General features: G+C 66.8%; 13 protein-coding genes. 7 read left to right on the top strand and 6 right to left on the bottom strand.

Features of this window, described 5'->3' with window-relative positions; all coding sequences use genetic code 11:
* The first annotated feature begins 104 nt into the window (after positions 1–104).
* From ABZ942_RS04995 to ABZ942_RS04965, 7 genes are read left to right on the top strand one after another with little or no spacing between them, the layout of a single operon-like run.
* A complete protein-coding gene (locus tag ABZ942_RS04995) occupies positions 105–1,301 on the top strand; it encodes an iron-containing alcohol dehydrogenase (RefSeq protein ID WP_357379128.1) in 1,197 nt (398 codons plus the stop codon).
* Positions 1,291–2,607 carry a histidine kinase gene (locus ABZ942_RS04990; RefSeq protein ID WP_357379126.1) on the top strand — a complete coding sequence of 439 codons (1,317 nt, stop codon included), beginning with the start codon at positions 1,291–1,293 and terminating at the stop codon, positions 2,605–2,607. The genes ABZ942_RS04995 and ABZ942_RS04990 overlap by 11 nt, the downstream gene beginning before the upstream one ends.
* Positions 2,608–2,638: 31 nt before the next feature.
* On the top strand, positions 2,639–3,649 hold the full coding sequence (locus ABZ942_RS04985; RefSeq protein WP_357379124.1) for a C-terminal binding protein: 1,011 nt from the start codon (positions 2,639–2,641) through the stop codon (positions 3,647–3,649).
* A gap of 17 nt (positions 3,650–3,666) precedes the next feature.
* Positions 3,667–4,593 (top strand): isocitrate lyase/phosphoenolpyruvate mutase family protein, encoded by a 927-nt coding sequence (locus ABZ942_RS04980; protein WP_357379122.1) that lies wholly within the window; start codon positions 3,667–3,669, stop codon positions 4,591–4,593.
* Positions 4,590–5,753 carry a phosphonopyruvate decarboxylase gene (gene aepY, locus ABZ942_RS04975; protein ID WP_357379120.1) on the top strand — a complete coding sequence of 388 codons (1,164 nt, stop codon included), beginning with the start codon at positions 4,590–4,592 and terminating at the stop codon, positions 5,751–5,753. Before ABZ942_RS04980 ends, aepY begins: the two co-directional genes overlap by 4 nt.
* Positions 5,743–7,143, top strand: coding sequence for an aldehyde dehydrogenase family protein (locus ABZ942_RS04970; RefSeq protein ID WP_357379118.1), 1,401 nt, complete (start codon positions 5,743–5,745; stop codon positions 7,141–7,143). The genes aepY and ABZ942_RS04970 overlap by 11 nt, the downstream gene beginning before the upstream one ends.
* A gap of 9 nt (positions 7,144–7,152) precedes the next feature.
* Positions 7,153–7,944, top strand: a complete 792-nt coding sequence (locus ABZ942_RS04965) for an SDR family oxidoreductase (RefSeq protein WP_357379116.1) — start codon at positions 7,153–7,155, stop codon at positions 7,942–7,944.
* Positions 7,945–7,946: 2 nt separating this feature from the next.
* On the opposite strand, the gene ABZ942_RS04960 is transcribed toward ABZ942_RS04965, so the two are convergent.
* The 6 genes from ABZ942_RS04960 to ABZ942_RS04935 are packed head-to-tail and all read right to left on the bottom strand — an operon-like array spanning position 7,947 to position 13,779.
* Positions 7,947–8,168, bottom strand: coding sequence for a phosphopantetheine-binding protein (locus ABZ942_RS04960; RefSeq protein WP_357379114.1), 222 nt, complete (start codon positions 8,166–8,168; stop codon positions 7,947–7,949).
* 2 nt (positions 8,169–8,170) lie between these two features.
* Positions 8,171–9,595 (bottom strand): AMP-binding protein, encoded by a 1,425-nt coding sequence (locus ABZ942_RS04955; RefSeq protein WP_357379112.1) that lies wholly within the window; start codon positions 9,593–9,595, stop codon positions 8,171–8,173.
* Between the two features lie 6 nt (positions 9,596–9,601).
* The gene (locus ABZ942_RS04950; RefSeq protein ID WP_357379110.1) at positions 9,602–10,921 is read right to left on the bottom strand and encodes an aminotransferase class III-fold pyridoxal phosphate-dependent enzyme; all 1,320 of its coding nucleotides are present in this window, start codon (positions 10,919–10,921) and stop codon (positions 9,602–9,604) included.
* Positions 10,922–10,964: 43 nt separating this feature from the next.
* On the bottom strand, positions 10,965–11,717 hold the full coding sequence (locus ABZ942_RS04945; RefSeq protein WP_357379109.1) for an ABC transporter permease: 753 nt from the start codon (positions 11,715–11,717) through the stop codon (positions 10,965–10,967).
* Entirely contained in the window at positions 11,714–12,649 is a 936-nt protein-coding gene (locus tag ABZ942_RS04940; RefSeq protein WP_357379107.1) for an ABC transporter ATP-binding protein, read from the bottom strand. The genes ABZ942_RS04945 and ABZ942_RS04940 overlap by 4 nt, the downstream gene beginning before the upstream one ends.
* Entirely contained in the window at positions 12,640–13,779 is a 1,140-nt protein-coding gene (locus tag ABZ942_RS04935) for a serine hydrolase domain-containing protein (RefSeq protein ID WP_357379105.1), read from the bottom strand. Before ABZ942_RS04935 ends, ABZ942_RS04940 begins: the two co-directional genes overlap by 10 nt.
* Between the last annotated feature and the right edge of the window lie 23 nt (positions 13,780–13,802).

Genomic DNA, 13,802 nt, shown 5'->3' with positions numbered 1-13,802 from the left:
TGGGCCGGTATGCCGGCCGACGAAGGTTGCCCGACGTGCTGCCGGCGTCGGTATCGAGGTGCCATGCGGTAGTCACTGGGATCTCGATGGAGGCAGGTGGTCCGATGGATGCCGCCGATGTTCGGCGCAGCACCGTGCTGCTGGGCTCGCCTCACACGATGGTCGGGGTGCATGCCGCCGAGGTCGCCACCGAGGTGGTGACCGCCGCGGCGGGGACGACGGCCCCGCGCGTGATCGTGATCGCGGGTAGCGGTTTCGCGGTCCGTAGCTGGTCCGAACCGCTGCTGGCGGCACTGCGGGCATTTCCGCTGCGCCTGGTGATCCAGTCAGGTTTGCCGACACCGGAATCCGTGGCGGAGCTGGCTCGCCAGGTGCGGGCGCATCGCGCCGACGTGGTCGTCACGGTGGGCGGTGGCAGTGTCATGGATGCGGGCAAAGCCGCTGCGGCGCTGTCGATCACGCCTGATCCCACCCCCGAGTCGGTGGTGCGTGCCTGCGAAGAAGAGACGCACGCCGAGGGCGTTCCACCGGTCATCGCGCTACCGACAACTCCAGGAACCGGCGCTGAGGCGACACCGTTCGCCACCATCTGGCACCGGGATCAAGGCCGCAAGCTCTCCCTCCACGGGCCCGCCCTGCTGCCGGTAACCGCTGTGCTCGACCCGGATCTGCTCATCGGCCTTCCCGAAGCGCATTTCGTCAGCTGCCTGCTGGACACCCTCGCGCAGGGCCTGGAGGGCGCGTGGTCGATCCGCGCCGACGAACAGTCCGAATGGCTGGGCGCCACCGCCTGGGCCCTGTCGGCCGAGCTGCTCAACCGGCCATCCGACAACCTGGGCTCGACCGAACGCCACGCCGCGCTGCTCGCCGGACACCTCGCCGGACGAGCCATCGCCATCGCGGGAACCACTGTGTGCCATGCGATGTCGTACTCCTTGACCCTGCGCCACGGACTCAGCCACGGCCACGCGTGCGGACTCACGCTGGGTTCGGTGCTGCGATACAACGCGCTCGTCGGCGACGACTGCACCGACCCGCGCGGCGCCCTGCGCGTGCGCGGCGCCATCACCCGGGTGGTGCAGGCAGCGGGCACGGACAGCGTCGAGGCGTTGGCCCGCAAGATCGAGGAGCTGGCCCGCTCACCCGCGCTGCCACCGGCCCCCGACATTCGCCACGACGCAACCCGGATCGCCACCGAAGCACTCGCTTACGATCGCGCGGGCAACAATCCCCGCCGCGTGGATGTGGCGGCCCTGACGCGCCTGTTGGCCGGGACCGCGGAGAGGGATTATGCGCGTTGACAATTACAAGGTCATGCACTGGCTGAACACCAGGAAGGTGACGACCGGACAGGTAGCCGAAACCGTCGGCATCGACCACGCGCAACTGGAAAAGTTGCTCGCCAGTGCCGACGATTGGCCCGACGAGATCGCCGACGCGCTGGCTCGCACGCTGCAGATCACGCCCGAACAGCTGATCGCCAGCGGCCGATCCGAGCTGACCGTGCTGGTCCGCACCGCGCAGGAACTGCGCGACACCCGGCGTGCCATTCAGCGCGACGGCATTCATTTCTACAACTACTACACAATGGCGGCACCCCAGGGCGCGGTCGCGCCGGTCATTCTCGACATTCTGTGTCCCGCCGATCGCATGCCCGCCTTGAACAATGGCCATCTGGAACCCGCGATCACCATCAATCTCGGTCCCGGCGATATTCACGGGCGATGGGGCGAGGAGCTCACCGAGGCGACCTGGCAGGTGATCCATGCCAACGCCGGATCGGACGATTGGATCGTCGGCGACTCCTACGTCGAACCGTCCTACTGCCCACACAGCTACTCGCTGGCCTCCGACGTCCCGGCCCGAATCGTCTCCTACACAGGTCAATCCGCACTGGCCGGGCTCATGGAAGACGTCAACGACTGGTCCGATCCCGCCGCGAAGGCAATGCTCGGCTGGCTCGACGAAACCCTGACCCCGCAGAAGGTGGCCACCCTGCTGCTTGCCCGTCGCGGCCACACCATCGAGTCGGCCGCGGCAAAGCTGGGCGTGCCCGAAACCGATCTGGTCGCGGCGCTCGACGAGGGCACTGTCGAGGTGTTGCGTGCGCTCGGGACGACGCTCGGGTTCGACTACCGGCTGCTGATCCGTCCCGCGAGCAGGCACGACGCGGTGGGCAAGACGTTCAAGGACATCGAGGACTGTCGCGCGGAGACACGAAACTTCCAGGGCTATCAGGTCACGTCGATGGCCTCCGCCCCGCACCTGCCCGACCTCACCGGACTTTTCCTGCGCGTGAACGGTGACAACGGCACGGGCCTGTCCGAACCCGCCGAGTCGCATTACCTCGTGACCGCCGGAACGCCGACGCTGCACTGGACCGGCGCCGACGGCCGAGAAGAACACGCCGAGTTGGAGGTCGACGCGTCGGCCTGGGTGGCCCCCTTCGTGTCCCACCGGTGGTCCGGCGAAGGTGCGCTGATCAAGCTGGGTTCCGGACGACATCTCGGTTACCTAGACCTGTACGAGCTGACCAATACCTATGCCGCGGTGTCCACTTTGCGGCGCGGCCGCCGCGACAACCGCGGCTGGGGTTACGACTCTTGAGATCCACTTCGCGTCACCAGGGGAGCAAAGATTGCGCGTCGTCTACACCGATCCTGCCTGGGCCCTTGATGATTCGGGCCGACCGGATCTCGCACGGGCCGACATCGAACGAGCGGTCTTCGGCAACGAGATCGACCTGCGCTTAGGGCTGTTCGACGGTCGATACCTGGTGTCCGGTCAGGACTTTCACGATCACGTGCGCGGTGCCGACGCATTGGTGATCTACCGCTGCCAGGTCACCCCGGAGCTCTTGGAAGCGGTCGAGCCGACCTGCCGGGTCATCGCCCGTAGCGGAGTCGGCATCGACAACCTCAATGCCCCGCTGCTAGCAGGCACCGGCATCGTTTCGTTCAACGTTCCCGACTACTGCGTCGACGAGGTCAGCACCCACACCCTCGCCCTGCTGCTCGCGTTGGAACGCCGCGTCTGCACGCAGGACCGCCTGGTCAAGTCCGGCCAGTGGAACATCCACGCGGGCGGGGTGCCGCGGCGGGTGGGGACGCGTACCGCAGGCATCATCGGATTCGGCCGGATCGGCCGGGCCACCGCTCGGAAGCTGCAGGCGTTCTACCAGAAGATCATCGCCTACGACCCGTACGTGTCGGCCGATCTCATGGCCGGGTACGGCGTCACCGCCGCCACTGATCTCGCCGAATTGTTCTCTGTCGCAGACGCGGTCGTGATCCACGCGGCCCTTACCGACGAGACCGACCGGCTCATCGATGCCACGGCACTGGCCGACGTCCGGCCCGGCGCCTTCCTCGTCAACACCGCCAGAGGTCGGCTGGTCGCCCCGGCCGCCGTGCTCGACGCGCTCGACTCGGGTCGGCTGGGCGGTTTCGCCTCGGACGTGTTCACGCCCGAGGATCCCAACGACGATCCGACCGCCCGCAAGCTGCTGACCCGGGACGACGTGGTGGTGTCGTCGCACCGCGCGTTCCTCTCGGTGGAATCCGAGCTCAGCTGCCGACGCCGGATCGCCGAGGGTGTTGTCAACGTTCTGGCCGGCGGGCCACCGCCCGCCGAAGGCAGAGTGACCTGATCCGAGAGGCAGTGCGCGTGATAGAGAACTTCCCTGTTCAGACAGGATCACCGGCGGAGTTCGCGGCCGGTCTGCGGTTGCGCAAGCTGCTGGCCGAACCCGAGCCGTGCTACCTCATGGGGGCGCACGACGGCCTCAGCGCCCGCATCGCGGCGCAGGCCGGGTTCACCGGGATATGGGCGTCCGGCTTGTGCATGTCGACCGCGCTCGGCGCCCGGGACAGCGACGAGGTGTCCTGGGGCGAACTGCTCGATCTCACCGCGCGGGTGGTCGAGGGCGGCGGGGTGCCGGTGCTCGTCGATGCCGACACCGGGTACGGCAATTTCAACACCGCGCGGCGGGTCGCCGCGCGGGCCCAGCAGATCGGTGCGGCGGGGATCTGTATGGAGGACAAGGTCTTTCCCAAGATGAACTCCTATTTCGGGGACAGTCATCCGCTGGCGCCGATCGGTGAGATGTGCACCAAGATCGCGGCCTGCCGGGACAAGGTGGACGCCGAGTTCGTGCTCGTGGCCCGGACCGAGGCGCTGATCGCGGGCGCGGGGATGGCCGAGGCGCTGCGGCGGGCCGAGGCGTATCGGCAAGCGGGCGCCGATGCCATCTTCATCCACTCGCGGCAACGAACCATCGATGAGATCGCCGAGTTCACCAGGGAATGGGCGGCTCGGCTGCCGTTGGTGATCGCGCCGACCACCTATCACACCGTCCCCAAGGAGACGTTCGCCGAATTGGGCATCGGCGCGGTGATCTGGGCCAACCAGGCCATGCGGGCGGCGGTGGCGGCGATGCGGGAGGTGTGCCGGGCGCTGCTCGTCGACGGGGCGGCGACGGTGGAGCCGAGTATCGCCTCGCTGGCGGAAGTGTTCGCGCTCATGGGTTATCAGGACCTGGAGGTCGATGAGGCGCACTACACGGCGTTGGCGAAGAAGTGGGTGGAATCGTGATCGACGCCGACGAACTGCTCACCGGGCTGGTCGGGCGGGGTGTAGTCGATGTTGTCGGCGTGCCGTGTTCGTACCTGACCCCGCTGATCAACAGGGCGGCGTCCGGGTCTGCCGCGCGGTACCTGCCGGTGACGCACGAGGGTGAGGCGGTGGCGATCGCCGCGGGCTGTTGGCTGGCCGGTGCCACCGCGTGTGTCATCGCGCAGAATTCCGGGCTCGGCAACATGGTCAATCCGTTGACGTCGCTCAATTACCCTGGGCGCATTCCGGTTCCGTTGATCGTCAGCTGGCGCGGGGAGCCCGGGTTCCCGGACGAGCCCCAGCATGAGCTGATGGGGACGATCATGCCCGGGCTGTTGGATCTCATGCGGGTCGGTCATGCGGTGGTACCGGATGAGACCGCTCGACTCGGTGCGTGCCTGGATGCTGGTTGGGCCGAAATGGACCGGGAGCAACAGCCTTTCGCGTTCATACTGCGTAACGGTGTGCTGAATCCCGAGCAGCTGGCGGAGCCGCCGCTTCCTGCGCCGATGGTTGCGACGGTCAGCCGTTCGCGCAAGGATCGAGATGCGCCGGCCCGGATGGCGGCGTTGGAGTGCCTGGTCGGGTCGCTTGTCGATTCGGCTGCTGTCGTATCCACCACCGGCAAAACCAGCCGTGAACTGTATGTGCTGGCCGACCGGCCGCAGCATTTCTATCTGGTCGGTGCGATGGGCTCGGCGAGCGCGGTTGGACTCGGCGTTGCGCGGCACACTCCCCGACCCGTGGTCGTGATCGATGGCGACGGGGCGGCACTGATGCGGCTCGGCACGCTGGCAACAGTCGGTGCGCACGGCGGGTCCAACCTGATACATGTGTTGCTGGACAACAGAGTTCACGACTCCACCGGAGGGCAGCAGAGCCTGGCCGGACAGGTCGACTTCCCCGCCTTGGCGCGGGCTTGCGGATATGCCCGCGTGTACGACTGTGCCGACCTTGCCGAATTCGCCGACGCCGTCAAAGCCGCGCAGGTCGAGCGCGGGCCGACGTTCATCTATCTGATGATCCGCCCGGGCTCGATCGCGAAGCTGGGCCGCCCCTCGGTCGGCCCGTCGGAGGTGGCGAGGCGGTTCCGGGATTTCGTGAACACGAACCTCGAGGACGTGAATCATGTTTCGTGACGGCGCATTACAGCCCGCGTTCGATCAACTCACCGTGCACAACCCCTGGACCGGGGACAGCGTCGGGGTGGTCGCGCGCGACACCGTTACCCAGATGGACGAGGCGGTAAGGAACCTGCGCGCCGCCTGGCGACCGCTGCGGGCGGACCGGCGGGCCGCGATCCTCAGTGCGACAGCCGATCTGATTCGAGCGCGATCCGGCGAGCTGGCCGAGCTGATCTCTCGCGAATCCGGCGTGTGCATTGCCGAGACGCGGAAGGAGACCGAGCGGGCCGCCGCCAACCTCGTCGTGGCCGCGACCGAGACCGAACGGCTGCGTGGTGAGAGCATCCCCGTGCCGGGCCAGGATCGGCTGGCGCTCACCATCTTCGAGCCGATCGGGATCGTCGCGGCGATCACGCCGTTCAACCGGCCGCTCAATCAGGTCGTCGTGAAGGTGGCGCCGGCTGTGGCCGCTGGTTGCGCGGTCGTGCTGAAACCCTCGGAGAAGACTCCACTTACCGCCCTGGCCTTCGCCGAGATTCTGCTCGAAGCCGGGTTTCCGCCCGAAAACCTGGTTGTCACAACGGGTGAGCCCGGTGTCATCGGCTCGGCGCTCGCCAGTCACCCGGACGTCGACATGGTCACCTTCACCGGCTCGGTAAGCACGGGAATGGCGGTATCGCGGGCGGCGGCGGGCAAGAAGGTCTTGCTGGAACTGGGTGGAAACGATCCGCTGATCGTGCTGCCCGATGCCGATCTCGGGCTCGCGGTGCAATTGGCGGGCCAAGGCGCCTTCGCGACGGCCGGACAGTCCTGTCGCGGGATCAAGCGGGTGATCGTCGTCGGCGACGTGGCCGATGATCTCGTCGCGGGATTGGTCGAGGAAGCTCGGCGCAAGCGGGCAGGCGATCCGCTCGATCCGGCGACCGATGTCGGGCCGCTCATCAGCGAGGACGCGGCGGCCACCGTGGCACGCCGGATCGCCGACGCGGTCGCCGCGGACGCGAAACTGCTCTACGGCGGGGATCGGCACGGTTCGCTCATCACGCCCGCCGTGCTCGATCAGGTGCCCGCCGACGCCGAGTTGGTGGTCGAGGAGACATTCGGTCCGGTGGCACCGGTCATCCGCGTCGCCGACACGGCGGAAGCGATCCGGGTCGCCAACGGGACGCGGTACGGGTTGCAGGCCGGCGTGATCACCGCCGACGTCGGCCAGTTCACCAAGATCGCCGAGGCGCTCCGGGTCGGCGCCGTAAACCTCAATGCGGGACCGCATTTCGATTCGCCGCACATCCCGTTCGGCGGCGTGAAGTCCAGCGGTATCGGCCGCGAGGGCATCCCCTATTCGATCCGGGAGATGAGCACCATCAAGACCGTCACGCTCCCCTACCCACTACAGCAAGGTTAGGACGAATCGATGACTGCGGAACCGGATGCCAATCCCAACTATCAAACGCTGTTTCGGCTCGAAGGAAAACGGGCCCTCGTCATCGGCGCCGGTAGCGGTATCGGGCGCGAGTCGGCGCTCGCGCTCGGGGCGCTCGGCGCCGAGGTGGTGTGTGCCGACATCGACCTCGAGCGGGCCGAGGAGACCGCGAAGCTGGGCGGGCTCGCCACAGCCATACCGTTGGATGTGCGGGATGCGGACGCCGTCGAAGCGGCCGCCGCAGCGCTACCGGAGTTGGATGTGCTCGTCTTCACCACCGGGCGCAACGTCCGCAAGCGGCTGCTCGATTACGCGGTGGAGGAGTTCGACTCCGTCGTCGACCTGAACCTGCGCGGCGCCTTCCACATTCTTCGAGCGTTCGGTAGGGGCATGGTCGCGCGCGGGGGCGGTTCGATCATCGGCATGTCATCGATCCGGGCGATCACCGTGGAACCCGGGCAGGCCGTGTACGCGGCGACAAAAGCGGCACTGCTCCAGCTGATTCGCGGGGCAGCGGCGGAATTCGGACCGGCCGGAGTTCGGGTGAACGCGGTCGCGCCCGGCGTGGTGCGTACTCCGCTGACCGACCCGATCTTCTCGGTGCCGGAGTGGCAGGAGGCGTACGCGTCGAAGAGTGCGCTCGGCCGGTGGGCGCGGCCGAGCGAAATCGCCGGGGCGGTCGCCTTTTTGGCGGCGGATGCGTCCAGTTTCGTCACCGGGACGATGCTGTATGTCGATGGCGGCTGGACCGCCATCGATGGCCGCTACGAGCCGCCGCGCTGAGCCTACGAATCGATGAGAAGCACCGCGTCTTTGACGAAGGCGCCCATGTCGGGCGCCTCGAACAAGAGGTTCATCGGGAGCTCGGTGGCGAATTCCGCACGCAGCGCCGACATCAGCTCACCGGCCAGTAGTGAGTCGCCGCCGAGTTCGTAGAAGTTCGCGGTCGGTTCGGTGTAGCCGGTGCCGCAGACGCGGCCGACGACGCCCCATATTCGGTCCCGCATGCTCAGTCCTTTCGCCGCAGTTTGCCGGACGGGGTCCGGTGCACGTCGTCGACGATCTCGATCGCCCGGGGCGTCTGGGCTCTGGTCAGCTCCGCGCGGCAACTGCGCCACAGTTCGGCCGAGACCTGTTCGACATCACCACTATTCAGGCTGACCTGGGCATAAACGACCTCGCCGAGCGCGGGATCGGGCATCGCGCGGACGCGGACATCGCGTACGGCGGCATTGCGTTCCAGGACTCGCTCGATGTCGCGAGGGAAGACCTTGACGCCGCCGACGTTGATGGCGTCGTCCTTGCGTCCGACGAAGGTCACGTAGCCTTCGGCATCCTGCCACGCGAGGTCGCCGACACTGAAGTGCCCGGCTGACTCCGCGAGTTTCGGTCCGGTGCCGAGATATGTTGGCTGCCCGGCATTCTCGTCGGTCATGAACAGTTCGCCGGTGGTACCTACCGGCACCTCCTGCCGGCACTCGTCCAAGATCCGAATCGAACAGTGCGTCGGGCGTCCGACGGAGCCGGGATGCTCGAGCCACTCGTCGCCACGGATGCTGAGGACGCCGATCCGTTCGACGCTGCCGTATTCCTCGTACACCTTGGTCGGCTCGACCAGTTCCAGCCAGCGGCGTTTCACCTGCTCCGGGCACCTCGCGGCGGTATGCACGACCAGTTGGAGCGAGGCGAACCAACTGCTGTCCATGCCGGATGCTTCGATGAGCGTGCCCAGCTGCGCGGGCACGGTCCGAAACACCTCTACCCGTTCGGATTTGAGCAATTCGAGGAACAGTTTGGGCGAGGCGTTGCCCGGGATGACGATGCGGTGGCCTAGTGCGAGTCCGTGGTAGAGCGCGCCGAAACCGGCGTGGTAGAGCGGGAGTCCGACGATCTGGGTCTGGCCGTAGGCCATTCCCCGCTCGCGCTCCTTGCTGCTGAGCGGTCCCGACTCGGCATACACCCACGGACGGTTTCTGACGATGAGTTTGGGCACGCCGGTGGTGCCGCCGGACAGCGACACCGACCTCGGCAGTCCATCTGCCGGGAGCCGTTCTCCCCGTTCATGATAGGAAATCAGGTCCAGATCGCTTCCTTCGACGACCCAGCCTCGCGAATAGCGCTCGACGATGTCGCGCTTCGCCGCATCCGACCAGCGGTGGTCCACCGGGATCACCGCGACGCCCATCTCCCACAGCGCCAGCGTGACCACGACGTGACCGATGCCCGGCGGAAGTGCCACCGCGACAACGTCTCCCGCGCCCAGGCCACTCTCGCGGTATGCCTCGGCCCGCTCGTGCATTCTCGTCACGAGTGCCCGCCAGGTGATCTCATCGCTGGTGGCAGCGCTGAAGCCGCGGACTCTTACAGCGCATTCCAGCGGCCGCTCCGCCGCCGTCTTCGCGACGAGCTCACCGATCGAAACCTTGCCTGCCATACCTCATCATCCGTTGCTGACGACGTATTCGTCGGCAATGCACAAGGCTTCATCCAACAACGCCATGCCTTCCCGGATCTCCGCTTCATCGATGATCAGCGGCGGGCACACCAGGATGAGGTTCCAGTGGGTGAGCAGGTACAGGCCCTTACGGAAGGCCTCGGCGGTCAGCCGCGTCATCGGCTCGGCGGCCGCGCTGTCGGGGTTGAACGGCACGAGCGGTTCCTTGGTCTCGCGATTGGTGACCAACTCGAGGCCCCAGAAACAGCCGCTGCCACGAATGTCGCCGATCGACGGATGCCGTTCGGCCAGCTTGCGCAGTTCCGCCTCGATCAGCGGACCCAGCCGGTCTGCGCGTTCGATGAGCCGTTCTTTCTGGTAGACGCCCAACGCGGCTACCGCGGCCGCGCAAGCGACAGGGTGGGCGCTGTGGGTCAATCCGTAGGGGAAGACGGAGTTCTGGAGCCAGCCGGACAGTCGGTCGCTCACGGCGACAGCCGCGAGGGGCAGATAGCCGGCGGTCAGACCTTTTGCGCAGGTGATGATATCGGGGACGACATCCCAGCGGTCGCAGGCGAACCAGCTTCCGGTGCGGCCGAATCCGGTCATCACCTCGTCGAAGATCAGCATGATGCCGTGTTCGGTGCACACCTCGCGGATCGCCTGCAGGTAACCCTCGGGCGGGACGATCACGCCGTTGATGCCGGTGATGGGCTCGATGATCACCGCCGCCACATTCTCCGCGCCTTCGTACTGGAGCAGCTCCCTGAGGTGCGGCGCGCCCGAACACACCGGGCACGGTGCAGGATGGCCCGCCGGGCAGCGGTAGGTGTACGGGTCGAGCATCCGTACTACGCCCGGCATTCCGGGTTCGCCGACCCACCGGCGCGGTTCACCGGTCAGCGTGAGGGCACCCGCCGTGCTGCCGTGATACGAGCGGTAGCGCGCGATGACTTTGCTGCGGCCGGTGTAGGCCCGGGCCAGCCGGATCGCGGCCTCGTTCGCCTCGGTTCCGCTGCAGGCGAAGAAGAATGAGTTGAGGTCACCCGGCGTGACCTCGGCGAGGCGATCCGCCAACTCGTCGACCACCTCGATATCCCACGGGCGGCCCAGTGTCGCCGCGGTGGCCACCTGCTTCTGCACGGCTTCCTGGACCTCGGTGCGGCTGTGGCCCAGGTTGGCGTTGACGAGTTGGGAGCCGAAGTCGAGGTAGGACCGTCCGGCGGCGTCGAAGAATCGGCAGCCGTCGCCGCCGACGATGCGCGGCGGTGGTTCCACACCCTGCCGCGACCATGACTGGATAACCCGTCCTCTGGACTCTCCCATGTGAGACACCTCCGATTACAGTGGGACTGCGGCGATTCCGGCCTCAGCGAATGGCGACGCGACGCTGGCTTCCCGGGTCGAAGGCGAACGTCGCGATGATCGATAGGACGCTCGCCCACCCGGTGAGCACGAGCAGGTTCGGTGCGATGCTCGCGAGGCCGCCGTGCTGTGCGAGCACACTTTTCATGCCGTCCACCGCCCAGTACTGCGGGGTCAGTGGGGCGAGCGGGCGATTCCACGCGGGCATCAGCCGAACCGGTACCACGGCGCCACCGACGGCACCCATGCCGAGAACGACCAGCTGGCAAAGGTTTTGCATGGCCGAGACGTTGCGGGTGAGGGAGATCAGGACCAGGCCGAGGGCGATGGCGGTCCAGGCGATGGTCAGGATGAGGACGACCAGGGCGAGTGGCGATCCGTTGATGGTGCCGCCGAACAGGATTCGTCCGGTGACGATCAACAGCGCCATCTGCACCGTCGAGAGGACGAAGTAAGGGATCGCGAGTTGGATCGCCATCATTCCCCTGGACAGGCCGCTGGTCCGTACCAAACTCCATGCGCCTGAGGCATGTTCGCGGTAGTGCGAGGTGCCCATGAACATCATGACGTAGAAGCCGAACATGATCGTGAAGCCGGGGACCGTCTGGTTTGCCCCCGCACTGCCGGTGATTCCGGCGAAGGCGTCGCTGAGCAGGGCCTGCATCAGGAGCGGGGCGGCGAACAGAAAGACGAACAGGGTGGGGTCCTGACGCCAAGTTGCCAGCTCTTTACGGAGGAAGGCCCAGGTGATCGTCATAGCTGACGCTCGATGACCTGCAGGAACGCGTTTTCCAGGGAGACAGGGACCGCTCGTACATCCTTGATGGGGAGGTTGCTCTCGTCGAGCAGCCGGACGATCGTGGGGAGCAGGTCAGCTTGCTGTGTCCCGACCCGAACACGCCTGCCGTGCAACGTAATACCACTCTCGGGTAGTGCGTCGTGCAGGAAAGCGGCCACGGCTGCCGCCTCGTCGCTGACGATCTCGCAGTATGGGCTGGCGTGTTCCGCGACAAAGCTTTTCACGTCGGCCGTGACCAGGATGGCCCCTTCATCGAGTACACCGATTCTGTCGCAAAGGATTTCGGCTTCGTCCAGGTGGTGCGTCGTATAGAGGATGGTCGAGCCTTCGCCGCGTAGTTCTCTGAGCAGGTGGTGGATGGCGTGGCGAGAATCGATGTCGACGCCGGTGCTCGGTTCGTCCAGGACCATCAGCGGCGGCGAATGCACGATCCCCATGCCGATCGCCAGTCGGCGACGCTCGCCGCCGGACAGCTGCGCGCCACCACGATTCGCGATCGGGCTCAGGCCGAGACGCTCCATCACCTCGGCCGCGCTGCGTTGCGCGGTGACGCGTGGCATCCCGCGCACGACCGCCGCGAAATGCAGGTTCTGCCATACCGTCATCGCCAGGTAGACCGTATTGTCTTGCGGGACATAGCCGATGCGGCGACGTAGCCGTCGGCCGTGCTTGCGCACGTCGGTGTCGAATACCTCCACCCGGCCCGCGGTCGGCTTGACGAGGCCGCAGATGATGTCGAGCGCGGTGGATTTTCCCGCGCCGTTGCGGCCGAGCAGGCCGAAGATCTCGCCGCGCCCGATAGTCAGGTCTATCCCGTTCACCGCGATGACCGAGCCGTACGTCTTGCGTAAGCCCGCAACTCGGACAACCGGCTCGTCGGCTACGTCCATGAGGTGGCCTGGTGTCGCGTCACGATCGAACGGACCTGATCTCGATAGTGGACGGCTCGCCCGTAGCACTGGGTCATCAGGACCGCGCCTACGCCGCTGGGGATGTGGTGCACGAAGCTGGTGGCGGCGCGGCCCAGCCAACCTACGGTCTGGGCGTGCGGGTCCAGCGCCGCCCAGGTCGGATCGCTGCTCGGTACATGCAGGCCGTAGGCGAAGCCGTAGCCCGGACCCGGGATGTAGTCGGGGCCACCGCCCGCCAGCTGCCCGATCTGATCGACGAAAAGGTGCCGGGTGATGGGGCCCAGCGCCGGAATGGCCAGTTGGCCGTCGTCGTCAGGAGCGATCGCGCACAACAGCTTTGCGAAGTCGATGGCGGTGGAATAACCGCCCGAACCGGCCGACAACCACGCCGGGCGTTCCTGGTGCGTCACGAGTCCGGGCGGTGTGACGAACGGCTGCGCGACGCGGTCCAGATCCGCCGTCCGGACACTGAATCCGGTGTCGTGCAAGCCAAGTGGGCGACAGACCCGCTGATCAACGATCTCGTCGAGCGGCCGGTTGTCGGCTACTTCGAGGATGCGGCCGAGGACGTCCATGGCCATGCCGTATTCCCATACGGTCCCGGGATCGGCGGCGAGCGGCTGTCGCGCCATCTTCCGCACCACTTCGTCCAAAGTCGGCAGCTCGGACCTGTGGTCGTATTTTTGCAGCTCGGCCTGCTCGTAGTACGGCTTGATGTTCGCCGAGGTGTGGTAACCGCCACCGATGCCCGCCGTCTGTCGCATCAGGTCTTCGACCAGCAGCGGGCGCCGCGGCGGTCGCAGCGCGCCTGCCCCTTCGACGCGGGTGTCGGTGAAGTACGGCAGCCACTCGGCGACCGGATCCGTCAATCGGAGCCGGTCTTGCGCCACCATCAGCAACGTTGCCAGCGCAGTGAAGACCTTCGTCATCGAGTAGATGCGAAAAATGGCGTCGCCCGGCATCGGTCGCGCACTGTCCGGATCAAGGGTGCCGACAGCCTGGAAGTCGATCAGCGACCCGTTCTCCGTCACCGCCAGCACCGCGCCCGGTATCCGACGCGCTGCGACATCGGCCGATACGGCCTCCAGCAGCTCCGTCATCATGTCCATAGTCGCCTCCCACGCCCCCCGAC

Origin of the sequence: Nocardia sp. NPDC046473 (genome assembly GCF_040645995.1) — a bacterium.
In the GTDB taxonomy this organism is placed as follows: domain Bacteria; phylum Actinomycetota; class Actinomycetes; order Mycobacteriales; family Mycobacteriaceae; genus Nocardia.
The sequence above is the reverse complement of the archived record's forward strand: the minus strand, read 5'-3'. Positions and strand labels throughout refer to the sequence as shown.